The sequence below is a fragment of the Nocardiopsis algeriensis genome, assembly GCF_014203695.1.
Classification (GTDB): domain Bacteria; phylum Actinomycetota; class Actinomycetes; order Streptosporangiales; family Streptosporangiaceae; genus Nocardiopsis; species Nocardiopsis algeriensis.
In genome coordinates this window covers 97,745-115,838 of sequence record NZ_JACHJO010000010.1, presented here as the reverse complement: position 1 = coordinate 115,838, position 18,094 = coordinate 97,745, and the positions used below count along the sequence as shown (strand labels likewise).

The window sequence follows — 18,094 nt, the reverse complement described above, 5'->3', positions numbered from 1 at the left end:
CGCCGACTCCAAGGGTTAACCTCCACACGTGCCACCGGAAATGCGACCTGAACACACACCTCTCCGCCCCTTGTCCGACCTCGCGGCGCTGCTCGGTCCGGACGCGGAACTGCTGCGCCCCGACCTGCCGCCGGACCACCCGGTCCCGGCCGGCGAGGTCCAGGTGCGCGGCATCACCCACGACTCCCGCAAGGTCGGGCCGGGCGACCTCTACGCCGCCCTGCCCGGAACCCGCGCGCACGGGGCGCAATTCGCCGAACAGGCGGCCGAGGCGGGGGCCGCCGCCGTTCTCACCGACCGGGACGGCGCCGAGCGGGCCGCTGCCGCGGGCCTGCCCGTGCTCGTGGTCCCCGACGCGCGCGCCGTCCTGGGCTTCGCGGCCTCCTGGGTCTTCGAGGACCCCGTCCAGGACCTGCTGCTCATCGGCACCACCGGCACCAGCGGCAAGACTACTGTCACCTACCTGGTCGAGTCGGGCCTGCGGCACGCCGGCAGGGCCACGGGCCTGATCGGCACCGTCGAGATGCGCGTGGGCGACGAGCGCGTCTCCTCCTCCCTCACCACACCCGAGGCCACCGACCTGCACGGCCTGTTCGCACTCATGCGCGAGCAGGGCGTCACCGCCGCCGCCATGGAGGTCTCCAGCCACGCCCTCGCCCTGAACCGGGTCGGCGGTGCCCGCTACGGTGTCGCGGTCTTCACCAACCTGTCCCAGGACCACCTGGACTTCCACTCCGACCTGCGCGACTACTTCGAGACCAAGGCGCGCCTGTTCACGCCCGAGTACTGCGACATCGCGGTCGTCAACGCCGACGACCGGTTCGGCCGCGCCCTCGTCGACATGATCCAGGGCGAGGGAAGCGTCCCCGTCACCACCTACGGTGTGGAGGGCTTCTCCGACGCCGCCCCCGCCACGGCCATGGAGGCCGACTGGAAGGCCGTCGACGTGCGCCTGGGCGCCTCCGGCAGCACCTTCCGCATCGTCGGCCCGGGCGGTATGGAGGCCGACGCCTCCGTCGCCCTCCCCGGTCCCTTCAACGTCTCCAACGCCATGGCCGCCGTCATCGGACTGGTCGAGGCCGGGCTGCCCCTGGAGACCGCGATCGCCGGCGTCGCCGCGGCCCCCGGTGTCCCCGGGCGCATGGAGAAGGTCGTCGCCGACGGAGTCCCCGGCCAGGACTTCACCGCGCTCGTCGACTACTCCCACAAACCCGGCGCCATCGAGGCGGTCCTCAAGGCCGTGCGCACCGTCGCCGAGGGCGGGGTGACCATGGTCGTCGGATGCGGCGGCGACCGGGACCGGGGCAAGCGCCCGCTCATGGGCGAGGCCGCGGCCCGCCTGGCCGACCAGCTCATCGTCACCAACGACAACCCGCGCTCGGAGGACCCCGTGGCCATCGCGGCCGCGATGCTGGAGGGGGTGGCCAAGGTTCCCGAGGACCAGCGCGCCCGCGTCAGCGTCGAGCTCGACAGGGCCGAGGCCATCCGCCTGGCCGTGGAGAGGATCAGCCCGGGCGGTGTGGTCGTGGTCGCGGGCAAGGGCCACGAGACGGGCCAGTACGTCAAGGGCGAGGTGCTGCCCTTCGACGACCGCGAGGTGCTCAGGGCCGCCATCGAGGACCGCCTGCGGGTGAGCATGCGCGAGCGCCTGGGCGACGCCCTCCGCGACGTCCACCGGGTCACAGGCCAGACCCCTCCTCCCTGACCAGGGGAAACACCTGCGACATGCCCGGAAGCGGGAGAACCGGCGCGCGGGACGCGGGGACAGCCCCGTGCCCCGCGCGCCGTGCTCTCCGGCCGGCACCCAGGATCACGAAGTGGAGCATATTGCTCCGCACGGGCCCTGTCGGGGACTCCGGACGCCCCAAGATGTTCTAAGGTAGGTCCGGCAATCGCAGCCCGATACGTGCCGCCCACGGTGGCACCCACGGACACGGCACGAACCGTTGACCGTGGTGATGCCCGGCGCGGCACCGCGCGCACGGCAGTCCGCGGTGCCACCCCCTGCTTTCGAGAGACTTCCGGCCGGGTGGCCAGCCGTTCCTGTGGTCGCCGTGGGTCGGGCCTTACCTGAGGAGTGGATTTGATCGCGCTCACGCTCGATCGGATCGCCGAGATCACCGGAGCCGCCGTCGGCGGACCGGTGCGCCCCGAGAGCGTCGTCGACGGACCCGTCGTCATCGACTCCCGGCAAGCGGCGCCCGGATCGCTGTTCGTCGCCCTGAACGGGGAGCGGGTCGACGGCCACGACTACGCGGAGGCGGCCGTCGCGGCCGGAGCCGTCGCTGTCCTGGCCTCACGACCGGTCCCCGTGCCGCACCTGCTGGCCCCGGGCGGCGACGACGCGGTCGTCGAGGCGCTGGCCCGTCTGGCGCGCCACGCGGCCCGGGAGCTCGGTTCCCCCGAGCGCGGGGACCGGGCCGCCGAGATCATCGGCGTGACCGGGTCCTCGGGCAAGACCACCACCAAGGACCTCATCGCCCAGGTCGTCGGGCGGCTGGGCGCCACGATCGCCCCCGCCGGCTCGTTCAACAACGAGATCGGCCACCCCCTCACCGTTCTGCGCGCCGACGAGGACACCCGCCACCTGGTCCTGGAGGTCGCCGCCCGCGGCATCGGGCACATCGCCCACCTGTGCCGTGTGGCCCCGCCCCGGATCGGCGTGGTCCTCAACGTCGGCAGCGCCCACATGGGGGAGTTCGGCGACCGCGACGCCATCGCCAAGGCCAAGGGCGAACTCGTCGAGGCGCTCCCCGAGGGCGGGCCCAAGGGCAGCGGCGGCGTCGCGATCCTCAACGCCGACGACCCCAAGGTGTCCGCGATGTCCTCGCGCACCCGCGCACGCACGGTCACCTACGGTCTGGCGGAGGACGCGCAGGTACGGGCCTCGGACGTGGTCCTGGGCGACACCGGAGCGCCCTCCTTCACACTTCACCTGGGCGGAGAGAGCGCCCGAGTGCAGCTCGCACTCGTGGGCGCCCACCAGGTGCACAACGCGTTGGCGGCGGCCGCCGTCGCCGACGAGCTCGGTATGGACGCCGACGGCATCGCCGAGGCGCTCGGCGCCGCGACACCGGCCAGCCGGTGGCGCATGGAGGTCACCGAGCACGCCGGCGTCACGCTGGTCAACGACGCCTACAACGCCAACCCCGAGTCCATGCGGGCCGCGCTGGCCACCCTGGGCGCCCTCGCCCGGGAACGCCGCGCCGTCGCCGTGCTCGGCCACATGGCCGAGCTGGGCGAGGACGGCCGTTCGGAGCACGAGGGGATCGGCGAACTCGCCGCCGACACCGGTGTGTCCCACCTCCTGGTGGTCGGCGACGGGGCCGAGGGAATCGCCGTCGGCGCCGAGCGCGCCGCACAGCAGGGCCGGTGGTCGGGCGAGACCGTCCGGGTGGCGGACGCGGAAGCGGCCGCCGCGGCGCTGCGCGGCCTGATGCGCGCAGGAGATGTCGTCATTGTGAAGGGATCGCGGGTGGCAGCACTCGAAAGGGTTATCGACCTCATCACCAAGGGTGATGACCAGTGATCGGCATCTCCATCGCGGCGGCCTTGTCGCTGATCATCTCGATGGCGCTGATGCCGCCGCTGATCAAACTCCTCTACCGCTTCAAGTTCGGCCAGGAGGTACGCGACGACGGCCCCGAGGGCCACAAGACCAAGCAGGGCACGCCCACCATGGGCGGCATCGTCATCATCCTCGGCGCGGTGCTGGGTTACTTCGGCTCCCACCTGGTGCTGTGGCTGGTCCAGCCGGGGGCCACCGGGCCTACCGCCTCCGGCCTGCTGGTGATGTTCCTCTTCGTCGGCATGGGATGCGTCGGCTTCCTGGACGACTTCATCAAGATCTACAAGCGCCGCAGCCTGGGCCTGCGCAGCGGTGCCAAGATGGTCGGACAGGCCGTCGTCGGCGTCGGATTCGCCTACGGCGTCACCCAGTTCCCCAACGGCTACGGCTACACCCCCGCCGCCCCCAGTCTCTCCCTCCTCCGCGACTTCGGCCCCCCGCTGATGATCGGACTGTTCGTCCTCTGGGCGCTGTTCCTCATCGTCGGCTTCTCCAACGCCGTCAACCTCACCGACGGCCTGGACGGCCTGGCCACCGGCGCGACCATCCTCTCCCTGGTCGCCTACGTGATCATCGGCAACTGGCAGCTGCGCCAGTCCTGCGTGGCCTACCTGTCCAACAGCTGCTACACGGTCCGCGACCCCCTGGACCTGGCTGTGGTGGCCTCGGCCGTGCTGGGCTCGTGCATCGCCTTCCTGTGGTTCAACGCCCCTCCCGCGAAGATCTTCATGGGCGACACCGGCTCCCTGGCCCTGGGCGGCCTCATCGTCGGCCTGGCCATCACCACCCGCACCCAGCTCCTGCTGCTGCTCATCGGCGGCCTGTTCGTCGTCATCACCCTGTCGGTGATGATCCAGATCACGTCGTTCCGCCTCACCGGCAAACGCGTGTTCCGCATGGCGCCCCTCCAGCACCACTTCGAACTCAAGGGCTGGGCCGAACAGACCATCGTCATCCGCTTCTGGATCATCCAGGGCCTGTTCGTGGCGATCGCCATCGGTCTGTTCTACCTGGAATGGATGCCGAGGTGACGGCCGGCGGCGGCACCGCCGGGACCGGAGCGGGCGACCTCTCCGGCCGGAACGTGTGCGTTGCCGGGCTGGGGGTGTCCGGGCCCCCGGTGGCCAGGGCGCTCCTGGCCCGCGGGGCCCGCGTGACCGTCGTCGACGGGCGCGACGACGAGGCCTCCCGCTCCGTGGCCGCGGAGCTCACCGCGGCCGGCGCCGAGGTCGTCCTCGGCGCCACACCGCTGCCCCAGGACTGCGACCTCGTCGTCACCTCGCCCGGCTGGCGCCCCGACTCCCCGCTGCTGGTGCGGGCCGCCGAGGCGGGGGTCGAGGTCGTCGGCGACGTCGAGCTGGCATGGCGGCTCAAGCCCGCCGACCAGATGTGGCTGGCCATCACCGGCACCAACGGCAAGACCACCACGGTCCGGATGCTGGAGGCGATCCTGCGGGCCGACGGCCGCGACGCGCTTGCCGTCGGCAACGTCGGCACCCCCGTCGTCGAGGCGGTCCTGCCCGACGCCGGCGGACACGTGCACGACATCCTGGCCGTGGAACTCTCCAGCTTCCAGCTGCACTGGTCGGAAAGCCTGCGGCCCTTCGCCGCCGCAGTCCTCAACGTCGCCCCCGACCACCTGGACTGGCACGGCGGGCTCGAGCCCTACGCCCGCGCCAAGGGCCGGATCTTCGCCCGGGACACCATCCGCGTGGTCAACACCGCCGACACCTGGTCGGTGCGCCTGGCCGAGGAGGAGGGCGACCCCCACGCACCGCTGGTCGGCTTCGGTCTGGGGACCCCGCGCGCCGGGGAGCTCGGGGTCGTGGAGGACCTGCTGGTCGACCGGGCCTTCGTCGACGACCCCGGCACCAGCGCCGAGGAACTCGCGGGTCTGACCGACGTGCAGCCCCGCGCCCCGCACAACGTCGCCAACGCACTGGCCGCCGCCGCCCTGGCCCGGGCCGCGGGCGTCCGGCCGGAGTCGGTGCGCGCCGGGCTGCGGGACTTCACACCCGAACCCCACCGCATCGCCTTCGTCGCCTCGTCGGGCGGGGTCGACTACGTGGACGACTCCAAGGCCACCAACCCGCACGCGGCTGCCGCGTCGCTGGGGTCCTACAGGTCCGTGGTCTGGATCGCGGGCGGCCTGCTCAAGGGCGCCGAGGTCGACGACCTGGTCAGGGAGTCAGCGGACAGGCTGCGTGCGGCGGTACTCATCGGCGCCGACCGCGCCCGTCTGCGCGAGGCCCTCGAGAAGCACGCACCCCACGTGCCCGTCGTCGAGGTCGACGCGGCAGGCCTTCCCGAGGGCCGCACCGTCATGGACGCCGTCGTCGCCGAGGCCTCGGCCGCGGCGCGCGAGGGCGACACCGTGCTGCTGGCCCCGGCCGCGGCCTCCATGGACATGTTCGCCAACTATCCCGAACGGGGACGCCTCTTCGCCGAAGCCGTCCGACGGGCACTGTGAGCTCCTGAGGTGCGACCGCGCGTGAGAAAGCGCGCGCGGTCGCACCCGGTTGTGCCCTTCACCACGCATCCCTACGCCAAAGATGGCCAACACGCGGAAAATGTCCGCGCTTCCCGTCGTTGCCGTGCGCCACTATTGAGGCGCCGACGTGCGGAGGGTGTGGATGGCGACGACAGTGGTTCCCGGGGCGGCGGCCCCGCCCAGGGCAAGAACGGCGACCGGTTCTCGTGAGCGCGTCCTGTGGCGCGAGTGGGCCCGGTCCCTGGACCGCCCGCTCACCTCCTACTACCTGATCCTGGGCACGGCGGTCCTGCTCATCGCCCTGGGCCTGGTCATGGTGCTCTCCTCCACCATGGTCAAGTCCATCACCGAGACCGGCTCCTCCTTCTCCCTCTTCCAGAAGCAGCTGGTGTCGGCGATCGTCGGCCTGCCCCTCATGATCCTGGCCTCCCACCTGCCCCAGCAGGTCTTCCGCCTGGTGGGCTACCCGGCCATGATCGTCTCCGCGGCCCTGCTCCTGCTCACCGTCTTCCAGGGGGTCGAGGTCAACGGCGCCACCCGCTGGCTCGACATCGGCGGCCTGGTCGTCCAGCCCTCGGAGCCCGCCAAGCTGGCCTTCGTCCTGTGGGGCGCCGCGATCCTGGCCCGCAAGGAGGAGCTCAAGGAGCTGACCGAGTGGCGGCACCTGCTCTTTCCGCTGCTGCCCGGCTGCGGCCTGCTCGTCATGCTGGTGCTTCTGGGTTCCAACCTCTCCACCGCGCTCGTCTTTCTGACGACCTTCCTGGGCCTGCTGTGGGTCGTCGGCGCCCCGGGCAAGCTCTTCGTGGCCATGTTCGGGCTGGTCCTGGGCCTGGCGGTCATGGCCATCGCCGTGGAGCCCTACCGGATGACGCGCGTCACCACCCTCTTCGACCCCAACGCCGACCCCCAGGGCCCCGCCATGCAGTCCGTGCACGGGCTCTACGCCCTGGGCACCGGCGGCATCTTCGGCGTCGGTATCGGCGCGAGCCGGGAGAAGTGGGGGTTCCTGCCCTTCGCCGAGTCCGACTTCGTCTTCGCCATCATCGGCGAGGAGTTCGGCCTGGTCGGCACTCTGCTGGTCATCGCCCTGTTCGGTGTCCTGTGCGGTGCGGGCCTGCGCGTGGCGGGCCGGGTCAAGGAACCCTTCGCCCGCCTGACCGCGTTCGCCGTCGTGACCTGGATCATGGCCCAGACCATGATCAACATCGGCGCCGTCATCGGCCTGCTGCCCGTCACCGGGGTTCCGCTGCCGCTGGTCTCCTACGGAGGCTCGTCGCTGATCACGACCATGGTCGCCCTCGGCGTGCTGCTCTCCCTCGCGAAGGAGGAGCCGCAGGCGAGGAAGGCCCTGGCGGCCCGAGGTCCCGGACGGGTACAAAGGGCCCTAAGCTGGCTTGGTCTGGAAAACCTCGCCACTCCGGCACAGAACCGGGGCGGCGCGACCCCCTCCGGGCGCATCGCGGCGCGCCGCCCGCGCAAGCCGGGTCCCCGCGGTGACAGGAGCAAGCACAGGAACGGCCCGGTCCCGGCGGGAGACCGGCCAAGGAGGAATCTGCGACGATGAGGGTAGCCCTCGCCGGAGGCGGCACGGCCGGGCACATCGAGCCCGCGCTTTCCCTTGCGGATGCACTGCGGCGCATCGATCCCGGTACCGAGATCATCTGTCTGGGGACAGAACGGGGCCTGGAGACCCGGCTGGTGCCCATGCGGGGGTACGAACTGGGTCTGATCCCCGCGGTGCCCCTGCCCCGCAAGATCACCCCCCAGCTGCTCAGTGTCCCCGGCAAGCTCGCCGGAGCGCTCAGCGCGGCGGGCGACCACCTGGACCGGATCCAGGCCGACGTCGTCGTCGGCTTCGGCGGCTACGTCGCCACCCCCGGGTACCTGGCGGCCCGCCGGCGGCGCATCCCCATCGTCGTGCACGAGGCCAACCCCCTGCCGGGCCTGGCCAACCGCCTGGGCGCGCGGCTGACCCCGCACGTCTACACCGGCCACCCCCACACCCAGATCCGCAACGGGCGCTTCGTCGGCATTCCTCTGCGCCGGCAGATCAGCACCCTGGACCGGCTGGCCATGGGTGACAAGGCCCGCGCCTACTTCGGGCTGCGCCACGACCTGCCCACCCTGCTGATCTTCGGCGGGTCGCAGGGCGCCCAGCGCATCAACGAGACCGCCTTCGCCGCCCGGGGCGCCTTCCGCGACAACGGCGTCCAGGTCCTGCACGTCGTCGGCCCCAAGAACGCCGAGGAGCCCCAGGACCTCACCCAGGACGGCATCCCCTACGTCGCCGTGCCCTACGTGGACCGCATGGACATGGCCTACGCGGCCGCCGACATGGCGATGTGCCGCTCCGGTGCCATGACCTGCGCCGAGCTCACCGCGGTCGGCCTTCCCGGCGCCTTCGTGCCCCTGGCCATCGGCAACGGTGAGCAGGCCCTCAACGCCGAACCCATCGTCCAGGCGGGCGGCGGCCTGATGGTGCACAACGCCGACATCTCCGTCGAGTGGATCACCGACCGCCTCATCCCGCTGCTCACCGACACCGACCGGGTCGTGGCCATGTCCGAGGCCGCCTCGCGGATGGGCCGGCGCGACGCCGACATGGAACTGGCCCGCGAGGTGGCGGCCATCGCCCGGGGCGAGCGCCCCACACCCGACATGCCGATCCCCGCGGACGAGGGCGACGACGCCTTCGAGGACGACGGGAAGGACCTCCGATGAGCCTGGTGCAGCCGACCGACCCGGTCCCCGTCGACAAGCTGGGCCGTACCCACTTCATCGGACTGGGCGGCGCCGGGATGTCCGGCATCGCCCGCGTCCTCCTCCAGTCCGGCGCGGAGGTGTCGGGCAGCGACGCCCGCGACAGCGACACCCTGCGTGAACTGGAGGAGATGGGCGCCGAGGTGCACGTCGGCCACGCCGCCGAGAACCTGGGCGACGCCGAGACGCTCGTCATCTCCTCCGCCATCCGCGAGACCAATCCCGAGCTGGCCGAGGCACGCCGCCGCGGCCTGCGCATTCTGCCCCGCGCCGCGGCCCTGGGCGCCCTGCTGCTCGGCCGCGAGGGCATCGCCGTCGCCGGTACCCACGGCAAGACCACCACCACGTCGATGGTCACCGTGGTGCTCCAGCACCTGGGCGTGGAGCCCGGCTACGTGATCGGCGGCAAGCTGGTCACCACCGGTCTCGGCGCCGACGCGGGGATCGGCGGGCCCATCGCGGTGGAGGCCGACGAGAGCGACGGATCCTTCCTCATGCTCTCCCCGACGATCGCCGTGGTCACCAACGTCGAGGCCGACCACCTCGACAACTACAGCGGCATCGACGAGATCCACGCCAACTTCGACGCCTTCGTCGACCGCGTCGGGCGCACCCTCGTCGTGGGGATCGACGACCCCGGTGCCCGCAGGGTCGCCGAGACCGCCCGCGAGCGCGGCAAGAAGGTGCTCACCTACGGCGAGGCCGAGGACGCCGACTACCGGATCACCCGCATCCGCGCCCGCGGCTTCACCACGGAGTTCACCCTGAGCAAGGCGGGGGGCGTGAGCGTGGACGGGGCCGTGGCGGTACCGGGCCGGCACAACGTGCTCAACGCCGCCGCCGCGATCGCCGTCGCCGACGAGCTCGGCCACGACATCGAGGTCGCCGCCGAGGGCATCGCCGACTTCGCCGGAGCGGCACGCCGCTTCGAGCCCAAGGGTGTGGCGGGCGGAATCGCCGTCTACGACAGCTACGCCCACCACCCCACCGAGATCGAGGCCGACCTGAGCGCCACGCGCGCGGCCCTGGAGTCCTTCGCCGAGGAGGCGCGCGAGGACGGCGGCGAGGAGTCCGGGGGGCGGATCGTCGCGGTGTTCCAGCCGCACCTGTTCAGCCGCACCCGCATCTTCGCCGAGCAGTTCGGAGCCGCCCTGACCCTGGCCGACGAGGTCGTGGTGCTGGAGGTCTACGCCGCCCGCGAGGACCCCGAGCCCGGTGTCACCGGCGAGCTGATCACCTCCCGGGTGGGGCACGGCAACGTGTACTACACGCCCGACCGCGGCGACGCCGTGCGTCTGGCCGCCGACCTGGCCCGGCCGGGGGACATCGTCCTGACCATGGGCGCGGGCGACGTCACCGAGCTCGGACCGCTGATCGTGGACCGCCTGGCCGAGGCCGCGGAGCTGGGCGGGGAGTAACAGAGAGGGAGGATCGGGTGGGTGAGGACCGGGAGGCCGGGACCGGAGTCCGGACAGGCACGGCGGTCCGGGAACGGCGCCGGGACCGGCCGGCCCCGCAGGGCCGCCGGTCCGACCCCTGGAAGTTCACCTTCATGGCGCTGCTCGTGGTCTCCCTGCTCTGCGCGGTCGCCTGGCTCCTGCTGGGCTCGCGCCTGCTGGTGGTGCGCGAGGTCTCCGTCACCGGGACGGACAGGGTCTCCGACCAGGCGGTGATCGACGCCGTGGCCGTGCCCACCGGGACACCCCTGATCCGGGTCGACCTCGACAGGAGCGAGGGGCGGGCCGAGTCCCTGGAACTGGTGGAGTCGGCCACGGTGACACGGGGGTGGCCCGCGACCCTGCGGGTCGAGGTGGTCGAGCGCCGACCCGTGCTGGCCGTCCAGGTGGGGGACGAGTACCGCCTCGTCGACGGGGACGGCGTCCGCATCGAGGACTCGCCGACCCGGCCCGGCACCCACCCCCTGGTCCAGGTCACCGGTGAGCTGGAGGGGAACGACGGGGTGCGGGCCGCCGCCGACATCGTCGAGGGTGCCCCGGGGGCCCTGATCGCCCAGATCCAGCTCGTCGACGCCGCCGATCCCGACGCCGTCGTCCTCCACCTCGTCGACGGCGCGACGGTGGAGTGGGGATCGGCCGAGGCTGCCGCCGACAAGGGCGAGATCCTGCGCGTCCTCCTGCGTGAGCACCCGCCCGGTGCGGAGACCGTCTACGACGTGTCGAACCCCGATCTGGCCATCGTCCGGTGAAGCGGCGACCGTGCCGCGCGGAGGAGGAGCGGCGGGGCGCGCCTTCCCCCTGGCCCCGGCACGACACCCCCGCAGGGGCTCCCGAACACCCGGCGGGGACATTCCAGACGCGACGCGCCGGGCCTGCACATCGCTTCCCCGTGTTGGGCGACGTTAGGCTGAGGCCGTTACCGGTTGCCGGGGGTCGGTGCTCCGCCTACTGTCGGGAGGCACAACCAACGTCAGCCGAGTAGCACAACACGCTTTTCGGGGCGCGCAGCAACCGTTCCCTCCCGCCGATGCGTGCGGGAGGCGCCGGCCCTCCCCGGGCCGGTGCCCGCGGTACGCGCCGCCCCGGGTCCCCCGGTCCCGGCGCCAGCCTTTCCGGGGACACCCGAAACGCACACTGTAGAACCGGATGCCGGTCCGGTAGGCGCTCCCGGTGGCCACAGCCACCCGGAAGCGGTGACGGACCGGCGTATGCGAGCGGAAAGGCCCCTCGTCGTGGCAGCACCGCAAAATTACCTCGCGGTCATCAAAGTCGTCGGCATCGGCGGCGGCGGTGTCAACGCCGTCAACCGAATGATCGAAGAGGGGCTCAAGGGCGTCGAGTTCATCGCGATCAACACCGATGCCCAGGCGCTGCTGATGAGTGACGCCGACGTCAAGCTCGATGTCGGACGCGAACTCACGCGCGGCCTGGGAGCGGGGGCCAACCCCGACGTCGGCCGCAGGGCGGCCGAGGACCACCGGGAGGAGATCGAGGAGGTCCTCAAGGGGGCCGACATGGTCTTCGTCACCGCGGGAGAGGGCGGCGGCACCGGTACGGGCGGGGCGCCCGTGGTCGCCAACATCGCCCGCTCCCTCGGAGCCCTCACCATCGGAGTGGTCACACGCCCCTTCGGCTTCGAGGGCAAGCGGCGGGCCACCCAGGCCGAGTCCGGCATCGCGATGCTCCGTGAGGAGGTCGACACGCTCATCGTGATCCCCAACGACCGGCTCCTGTCCATCTCCGACCGCCAGGTCAGTGTCCTGGACGCCTTCAAGGCGGCCGACCAGGTCCTCCTCTCGGGTGTCCAGGGCATCACCGACCTGATCACCACCCCGGGCCTGATCAACCTCGACTTCGCGGACGTCAAGTCCGTCATGTCCGGTGCGGGGTCGGCCCTCATGGGCATCGGTTCGGCCAGAGGAGACGACCGGGCGGTGGCAGCCGCGGAGATGGCCATCTCCTCACCGCTCCTGGAGGCCAGTATCGACGGCGCCCACGGGGTGCTGCTGTCCATCCAGGGCGGGTCCGACCTGGGCCTGTTCGAGATCAACGAGGCGGCCCAGCTCGTCTCGAACTCGGCGGCACCCGAGGCCAACATCATCTTCGGTGCCGTCATCGACGACGCCCTCGGCGACGAGGTGCGGGTCACCGTCATAGCGGCAGGGTTCGACGAACCCGAGGTCACCGGGCCCAGTGTGCACAAGCGGGAGCCGGTGGACCCTCCTGAGGCCGCCGCCCCCTCTGCGGGTATCGCGTCCGGCGGGGGGGAGAGGCCGGCTGCCCCGGCCGCGACCGCCGCCGACGGGAACGGGGCGTCGGCCGGCAGCCTCTCGTGGTTCGGCCAGACGCGCCGGCCCGCCGCGGAACCCGCTCGCCCGCAGGTACCGCCGCTGTCCCAGCAGCCGGCCCGGTCGGCGGTTCAGCCGCCCGCGCAGCCGCCCGTGCAGCCGCCCGCCCAGCCCCGGCCGCCGGCCGCCCGCCCCGAGGCGCACCGCTCCGAGGAGCCCGTGCGGGCGGAGGAGCCCGCGGAGCCCGAGTCCCCGACGCCGGCGGCGCCCGCCCCTTCCACCGGGCAGGCGGAGCCGGAGGAGTCCCCCCGTACGGAGGAGCGCCCCGCCGTCCGCGAGGAGCCGCGGGAGGAGGAGCAGCCGAGCTCCGTCCACATGGTCTCCGACGCCTCCGCCGAGCGGCGCGCGGACATCCCGACGCCCCGGCGGCGGGTCGTCTTCGAGGAGCCCGACGACCTGGACGTGCCCGACTTCCTGAAGTAGCCCTCCCGTGCCCCCGGTACGATCGACGAGTCAGCGGCCCCGACCCACACGGCGGGGCCGTCGCCTCGTTCGGGGTGCGGGGCACCGCCCCCGCTCCCGGGCGCGGTGCCCCGGCACGTCCTCCGGTGCGCTCTTCCCGGTCGGTGGGGAACCGCCGGGGTCCCTGCCCTGCGAGGTCTGCGGGGCGGACGCGGTAGGAGGGCTCCTGCCGTGCGGTACGCACCGGAGTCCCGACCGCGACGGGCGGCACCCACCGAACACGCTCTGGAAGGACTGCGAACACACCGATGGGCAACGTCATCGATCTGGGCCGCGGCGTACGCGTCGCCGTCACCGAGCGCCGCGGCGGTGTCAGCGCCCCGCCCCGCGACTCGCTCAACATGGGTCTGGGCGTGGGTGACGAGAGGGAGGCGGTCCTGGCCAACCGGCGCATCGCGGCCGAGCTCCTGGGGTTGGACGCCGACCGGTTCGTCTGGATGGACCAGGTGCACAGCGCCGACGTCGTGGTCGCCGACGCACCCGGCGGGGTCGGCACCTGCGACGGGGTGGTGACCACGAGGAAGGGACTCGTCCTGGCCTCCCTGTCGGCCGACTGCCTCCCGGTCCTGGCGGCCGACGGTGAGGCCGGCGTCGTGGGGGCCGCCCACTCCGGGCGGTTGGGGACCGCGCACGGGGTGGCCGCCAACCTCGTCGGCGAGATGGTGGCGCAAGGTGCCCGGCCCGACCGCATCACCGCCTACCTGGGCCCCGCGATCTGCGGCAAGTGCTACGAGGTGCCGCCGGAGCTCCAGGCCGAGACGGCCCGGCACACGCCCGAGGCGGCCTCCACCACCCGGCAGGGGACCGCAGGCGTGGACATGGTCGCCGCCGTCACCGCCCAGCTGCGCCGGGCGGGGGTGTCCGACATCCGTTCCGACGGCCGCTGCACCCTGGAGAGCCCCGAGCTCTTCTCCCACAGGAGGGGCGCGCCCACAGGCAGGTTCGCCTCCCTGATCTGGCGTGAGGACGCCCCGGGGACCGAAGGCGCCGGAAGCGGTCCGGCGGACGCAGGAACCGAGGGCCCGTGAACAGGGCCGGCCGACAGGAGTTGAGGAGCACAGTGTCACGATCCGACCGCGCCGCGCAGATCCGGGCCAACCTGGAGACGGTGCGCGCACGCATCGAGGCGGCCTGCCGCAAGGCCGACCGCAGCCCCGAGGAGGTGTCGCTGATCGCGGTCACCAAGACCTACCCGGCAGAGGACGTGAGAATCCTCGCCTCACTCGGTGTCACCGATGTCGGGGAGAACCGCGACCAGGAGGCCGCGCCCAAGGCCGCCGAGACCGCGGACCTGGGGCTGACATGGCACTTCGTCGGCCAGTTGCAGACCAACAAGGCCAGATCGGTGGCCTCCTACGCCGACTGCGTGCACTCGGTGGACCGGGACAGGCTCGCCCGGGCGCTCGGGGACCGGGCCGAGGCGGCCGGACGCCGTCTGACCTGCCTGGTCCAGGTCAACCTCGACGACGACTCCCGGGCCGGGGTCATCGGCCCGCGCGGAGGGGTCGACCCCTCCGACGCCCTCGACCTGGCGGCCCGGATCGACGAGCACGACGCGCTGGAGCTGGGGGGCGTCATGGCCGTGGCGCCGCGGGAAGGAGACCCCTACACCGCTTTTTCCCGCCTCTACGGGGTCGCGAGCAGGATCCGTGATCGATATCCTCGGGCGACAGCGATCTCCGCGGGTATGAGCGGTGATCTGGAAGCTGCTGTGGAGCGAGGCGCGACACATCTGCGACTCGGCGCGGCGTTGCTCGGCAACCGTAGGTCGATCGTGGGGTAATGTCCCCACATGGACCTTGGGGCCTGTCTGTTGGAGTTCGCCCGAATGGGCGTCTTCCCCCGTGAGAGCGGGCAAGGCGGCCGAGTACGGAGGAGTCGGCTGCGTTGAAGGCCGCGGGGACGACGGAGGACATGAGATGGCCGGCGCGATGCGCAAGATGGCGGTCTACCTCGGCCTCGTGGAGGACGACCGTTACGATCACCGCTATGCGGACGAATATGATGAGTTCGACGAATTCGACGAGGTCGTGGAGGAGCAGCGCGAGGCCGGGGCTCCGCACGGCGAGGGAGCGCGGGGCGAGGCAGTGACCGACACCGGCGACCACCCGGGTGCGGGTGATCGCCGAAACGGTACCACCACGGCCCCCTCCACCGCCGACCTCGCACGGATCACCACGCTCCATCCGCGCACCTACAACGAGGCGCGTACCATCGGAGAACACTTCCGGGAAGGCACACCGGTGATCATGAACCTGACCGAGATGGTCGACAGCGACGCGAAGCGTCTTGTCGACTTCGCGGCTGGCCTGATCTTCGGTCTGCATGGCAGTATCGAGCGCGTGACCAACAAGGTGTTCCTGCTGTCCCCGGCCAACGTCGAGGTGACCGCCGAAGACAAGGCGCGGATCGCTGAGCGAGGGTTCTTCAATCAGAGCTAGACCATCACATTTGTCCAGAGATTGGGTCGAGGAACGACCGTGAGTTTCGTCCTGTCCGTGGTGCTTATCGCGCTTCAGCTGTTCGTCTTCGTGCTGATTGCGAGGGTTGTCCTGGAGATGGTGCAGTCCTTCTCCCGGACCTGGCGTCCCACGGGGTTCATGCTCGTGATCGCAGAGATCGTGTACACGATCACCGACCCACCGCTGAGGTTCCTGCGTCGGTTCATCAAGCCGGTGAGGCTGGGGAGCGTCATGCTCGATCTGAGCGTGTTGATCCTGTTCATCGGAATCTACATTCTGACAGGACTCATCGGGAGCCTGATGCAAACGGTCGCCTAGGGCTATGGGGGGCAAGAAGAAGCCCCCGATTCCGTTATGTGGTCTTGGTCATGAACGGCATTGCCGTAAGGTCACGATCAGGTAGCGTCCCTACGGACAGACTCCAAGCGCGCCAAGGAGACGAAGATGCCGCTGACACCCGCTGATGTGCGGAACAAGCAGTTCAGTACGACCCGGCTTCGGCCCGGTTACGACGAAGAGGAGGTCGACGCCTTCCTCGACGAGGTCGAATCGGAGCTGGACCGGCTGATCCAGGAGAACGAGGAACTGCGCGGCAAACTTGCCGAATGCCTGCGGGGCAAGGTGCCCAACGCGGGGATGCAGGACTTCCAGCAGCCCCAGGAGCAGCCCGAACCCCCGCGTCCGGAGCCTGTCCAACCACCCCAGGCCGTCGAGCAGCCCCAGCCTCCCATGCCCGCCCCGATGATGTCGCCCGGCATGGGCATGGGCGGCGAGGAGAACATGGACACGGCCGCCCGCGTCCTGGCCCTCGCCCAGCAGACCGCCGACCAGGCGATCTCCGACGCCCGCCGCGAGGCCGACGAGACCCTCGGCCGCGCCCGCCACGAGTCCGAGGACATCCTCGGCAAGGCCCGCCGCCAGGCCGAGCAGATCATCGGTGAGGCCCGCGCCCGCTCCGAGAACCTCGACCGGGACGCCCAGGAGCGCCACCGCCAGGTCATGGGCAGCCTCGTCCAGCAGCGCGAGGAACTGGAGCACAAGGTCAACGTGCTCAAGGACTTCGAGCGCGAGTACCGCAGCCGTCTCAAGGACTACTTCGAGCGCCAGCTGCGCGAGCTGGAGGAGGGCGCCAAGGGCATCGACCAGCCCAACCCGAACACCACGGGCGGCTTCCAGACGATGGCCCCCCAGGCCGGAGGCCCTTCTCTCCAGCACGGCCCCGGCAACCCGTTCGGCCAGCCCGAGCCCGCCCAGCACGGCGGTTTCCACCCCGGCGAAGCTCCGCACGAGCGCCGCTGACCCCGCGGTCTCTGGCACCGAACAACTGAAGACTCCGGCACAACACGTGTAAAGGTCCTCCGTGATCCTCAGCGTTCTCGCAACCGTCGCGGTGCTGGCGGCCCTCGCCGTCATCGCGGCTGCCCTGGTCCTCGCCGAACCCCTTCTCGTGTACATCGCACTGGGGCTGGCAGGTGTGAGCGTCCTCCTCCTCCTGGGCGCGGTCGTCCAGGGCAGGCGCGGCGGGACCGCTCCGGTCCGAACGGACGGTTTGGGGAAGTCGTCCGTTTCCGGGGCCGGGGGCGCGTACACGGTGCCGGAACAGGATTCTGTGCGCATCGCCCCCGCACCGGCCCCCGCGCCGGTGCGGGAGGGCCCGAGCTGGGGCGACCCGGAGGAGTCCGGGCAGGGGGAGCCCGAGTACGACGGCCCGCGCTGGCAGACGCCCACGGCCCAGCAGTGGTCGGAACCGGACACGGCGACGCCCGCCCCGCCCTTGCCCCGTGAGCCCGAGGACCGGATCCCCGCCGCGGACGAGGAGGATCCCCTGCCCGATCCGCCCGCCTCCGCCGTTCCCGACCGGGACGAGCACGACGAGGAGCCCGCCGTCCTCGCGGTGGCTCCCGCACACGAGTCCGCCGAGCCGGAGGCCGATGCCTCCGGTGACGGGGAGTCCACCGATGCGGTTCCCGTGGTGGAGACCGCGATGGTGGAGCCGTTGAACTGGTTCGCCCGGCGTGAGGCGGAGGAGACCGAACAGCCCGTCGACGCGGAGGCCGATGCCTCCGGTGACGACCCGGCCCCGGCCGCCCCCGCCGACCCCGAACCGGCGGTGGAGGCCGGCGAGCCCTCCGAGAGCCTTCGCGACGTGGAGGGCCCCGAGGACATCGGCGGGGAGACCGAGGAGCACGGGCTCCGGGACGCCGGCGCGTCCGAGGAGGGCGGGGAGCCGGACACGGCGGAGCTGCCCCTGGCAGCCGAACGCAACACCGGTGACGAGATCCGTGAGGACGACGACGCCGAGGAAAGCTCCGGGAAGGCCGGGCCGGCCGCCGAGGCCGCGGACGAGCCGGAGGACGGGTCCGAGCCGGACGGCGGTTCCGAGCGGGACGGCGGCGACGAGCCCTTCGCCTACAGCATTCCGGGCCGTGAGGACGACGACGCCGAGGAAGACTCCGGGAAGGCCGGGCCGGCCGCCGAGGCCGCGGACGAGCCGGAGGACGGGTCCGAGCCGGACGGCGGTTCCGAGCGGGACGGCGGCGACGAGC

At 71.8% G+C, this 18,094-nt stretch carries 14 protein-coding genes and 1 pseudogene; all 15 read left to right on the top strand.

Features of this window, described 5'->3' with window-relative positions:
- The first annotated feature begins 40 nt into the window (after positions 1-40).
- Complete coding sequence (locus tag FHS13_RS16880) at positions 41-1,705, top strand: UDP-N-acetylmuramoyl-L-alanyl-D-glutamate--2,6-diaminopimelate ligase (protein WP_184292891.1); 1,665 nt, start codon at positions 41-43, stop codon at positions 1,703-1,705.
- 378 nt (positions 1,706-2,083) lie between these two features.
- Complete coding sequence (locus FHS13_RS16875; protein ID WP_184292890.1) at positions 2,084-3,529, top strand: UDP-N-acetylmuramoyl-tripeptide--D-alanyl-D-alanine ligase; 1,446 nt, start codon at positions 2,084-2,086, stop codon at positions 3,527-3,529.
- Positions 3,526-4,599: a phospho-N-acetylmuramoyl-pentapeptide-transferase gene (gene mraY, locus FHS13_RS16870; protein WP_184292889.1), complete on the top strand. Its 1,074-nt coding sequence runs from the start codon at positions 3,526-3,528 to the stop codon at positions 4,597-4,599. The genes FHS13_RS16875 and mraY overlap by 4 nt, the downstream gene beginning before the upstream one ends.
- Complete coding sequence (gene murD, locus FHS13_RS16865; protein ID WP_184292888.1) at positions 4,584-6,038, top strand: UDP-N-acetylmuramoyl-L-alanine--D-glutamate ligase; 1,455 nt, start codon at positions 4,584-4,586, stop codon at positions 6,036-6,038. Before mraY ends, murD begins: the two co-directional genes overlap by 16 nt.
- Before the next feature lie 163 nt (positions 6,039-6,201).
- Positions 6,202-7,623: a putative lipid II flippase FtsW gene (ftsW, locus tag FHS13_RS16860; protein WP_184292887.1), complete on the top strand. Its 1,422-nt coding sequence runs from the start codon at positions 6,202-6,204 to the stop codon at positions 7,621-7,623.
- Positions 7,620-8,780, top strand: a complete 1,161-nt coding sequence (murG, locus tag FHS13_RS16855; RefSeq protein ID WP_184292886.1) for an undecaprenyldiphospho-muramoylpentapeptide beta-N-acetylglucosaminyltransferase — start codon at positions 7,620-7,622, stop codon at positions 8,778-8,780. The genes ftsW and murG overlap by 4 nt, the downstream gene beginning before the upstream one ends.
- A complete protein-coding gene (murC, locus tag FHS13_RS16850; RefSeq protein WP_184292885.1) occupies positions 8,777-10,237 on the top strand; it encodes a UDP-N-acetylmuramate--L-alanine ligase in 1,461 nt (486 codons plus the stop codon). Before murG ends, murC begins: the two co-directional genes overlap by 4 nt.
- A gap of 17 nt (positions 10,238-10,254) precedes the next feature.
- Positions 10,255-11,025 (top strand): cell division protein FtsQ/DivIB, encoded by a 771-nt coding sequence (locus FHS13_RS16845; protein WP_343065063.1) that lies wholly within the window; start codon positions 10,255-10,257, stop codon positions 11,023-11,025.
- A gap of 483 nt (positions 11,026-11,508) precedes the next feature.
- On the top strand, positions 11,509-13,047 hold the full coding sequence (gene ftsZ, locus FHS13_RS16840; RefSeq protein WP_184292884.1) for a cell division protein FtsZ: 1,539 nt from the start codon (positions 11,509-11,511) through the stop codon (positions 13,045-13,047).
- A 287-nt stretch (positions 13,048-13,334) separates the two neighbouring features.
- The gene (pgeF, locus tag FHS13_RS16835; RefSeq protein ID WP_184292883.1) at positions 13,335-14,114 is read left to right on the top strand and encodes a peptidoglycan editing factor PgeF; all 780 of its coding nucleotides are present in this window, start codon (positions 13,335-13,337) and stop codon (positions 14,112-14,114) included.
- Positions 14,115-14,146: 32 nt separating this feature from the next.
- Positions 14,147-14,869 (top strand): YggS family pyridoxal phosphate-dependent enzyme, encoded by a 723-nt coding sequence (locus FHS13_RS16830; RefSeq protein WP_184292882.1) that lies wholly within the window; start codon positions 14,147-14,149, stop codon positions 14,867-14,869.
- A 136-nt stretch (positions 14,870-15,005) separates the two neighbouring features.
- Positions 15,006-15,527 (top strand): cell division protein SepF, encoded by a 522-nt coding sequence (locus FHS13_RS16825; RefSeq protein WP_184292881.1) that lies wholly within the window; start codon positions 15,006-15,008, stop codon positions 15,525-15,527.
- Between the two features lie 39 nt (positions 15,528-15,566).
- Positions 15,567-15,866 carry a YggT family protein gene (locus FHS13_RS16820; protein ID WP_184292880.1) on the top strand — a complete coding sequence of 100 codons (300 nt, stop codon included), beginning with the start codon at positions 15,567-15,569 and terminating at the stop codon, positions 15,864-15,866.
- Positions 15,867-15,992: 126 nt separating this feature from the next.
- The gene (locus FHS13_RS16815; protein ID WP_184292879.1) at positions 15,993-16,847 is read left to right on the top strand and encodes a DivIVA domain-containing protein; all 855 of its coding nucleotides are present in this window, start codon (positions 15,993-15,995) and stop codon (positions 16,845-16,847) included.
- 61 nt (positions 16,848-16,908) lie between these two features.
- A pseudogene (locus tag FHS13_RS16810) lies at positions 16,909-18,094 on the top strand (hypothetical protein); the annotation flags it as partial.

Bases quoted from the DNA above. Each gene is read 5' to 3' on its own strand.
- FHS13_RS16880 (WP_184292891.1), top strand. From the start codon at position 41: ATGCGACCTGAACACACACCTCTCCGCCCCTTGTCCGACCTCGCGGCG.
- murD (WP_184292888.1), top strand. From the start codon at position 4,584: ATGGATGCCGAGGTGACGGCCGGCGGCGGCACCGCCGGGACCGGAGCG.
- ftsW (WP_184292887.1), top strand. From the start codon at position 6,202: ATGGCGACGACAGTGGTTCCCGGGGCGGCGGCCCCGCCCAGGGCAAGA.
- murG (WP_184292886.1), top strand. From the start codon at position 7,620: ATGAGGGTAGCCCTCGCCGGAGGCGGCACGGCCGGGCACATCGAGCCC.
- murC (WP_184292885.1), top strand. From the start codon at position 8,777: ATGAGCCTGGTGCAGCCGACCGACCCGGTCCCCGTCGACAAGCTGGGC.
- pgeF (WP_184292883.1), top strand. From the start codon at position 13,335: ATGGGCAACGTCATCGATCTGGGCCGCGGCGTACGCGTCGCCGTCACC.
- FHS13_RS16825 (WP_184292881.1), top strand. From the start codon at position 15,006: ATGGCCGGCGCGATGCGCAAGATGGCGGTCTACCTCGGCCTCGTGGAG.
- FHS13_RS16815 (WP_184292879.1), top strand. From the start codon at position 15,993: ATGCCGCTGACACCCGCTGATGTGCGGAACAAGCAGTTCAGTACGACC.